This is a genomic window from Mycobacterium sp. SP-6446 (assembly GCF_001954045.1).
Lineage (GTDB): Bacteria > Actinomycetota > Actinomycetes > Mycobacteriales > Mycobacteriaceae > Mycobacterium.
Window position 1 is genome coordinate 1 of sequence record NZ_MBEM01000174.1, and the last position, 861, is coordinate 861.

1 protein-coding gene is annotated in these 861 nt (G+C 66.8%); it reads left to right on the forward strand.

Going from position 1 to position 861, the window contains the following annotated elements; all coding sequences use genetic code 11:
- On the forward strand, nt 1-861 hold an 861-nt coding region (locus A5736_RS15675; RefSeq protein ID WP_076247230.1), incomplete at both ends, for a glycosyltransferase.

Below are 861 nucleotides of genomic sequence, written 5' to 3' on the forward strand. Positions count from 1 at the left end.
TGGTCGACTTTGCCGAGTCGGCTGGGCTGTCGGCCGTCGCCTACGGGCCCGATACGCGGGAGTGGTGGAGTTCGCACCGCGACTTCTGGACGCGTGTGTTCCGCAAATTCTGGAAGATCCGAGATCTGGTCAGGTCGTGGCGCGACATCGGGCAGTCCGTCACCCGGCACTGGGAGCAAATCACCGCGACACTGCGGACGCTGGCGGCCGGGTCCGACCTGCTGGTCACGTTTCTGAATTTCGAACAGCCCGCCGCCAATGTCGCCGAGTACTACGACATTCCGCTGGCCACCCTGCATCTCGCCCCGGTGCGGGTCAACGGACAGGTCCTGCCATTCCTGTCACCGTCGCTGGGCCGTTACGCGGTGCGGCTGTACGAGTGGGTGAGTTGGCGCGGGGTGAAGAACTTCGATGACGTGCAGCGCCGCGAACTGGGCCTGCCGAAGGCGAGGCGCTCTGCGGCGCGACGCATCACCGAGCGCGCATCGCTGGAAATCCAGGCCTACGACGAGGTGTGCTTTCCGGGGCTGGCGGCCGAATGGGCGAAATGGAACGGCCAACGGCCGGTCGTCGGGGCGCTGACGATGGAGTTGACCACGGACGCCGACGAGGAGGTCGCGTCGTGGATCGCCGCGGGAACACCGCCGATTTTCTTCGGCTTCGGCAGCACGCCGGTCAAGTCTCCCGCCGACACCGTCGCCATGATCGGCGCGGCCTGCGCGCAACTGGGCGAACGGGCGCTGATCTGCTCTGCGGACACCGACTTCAGCGACGCCCCGCATTTCGACCACGTCAAAACCGTCGACGCGATGAATTACTCGGCCGCCTTTCCCGCCTGCCGCGCGGTCGTGCACCACGGCG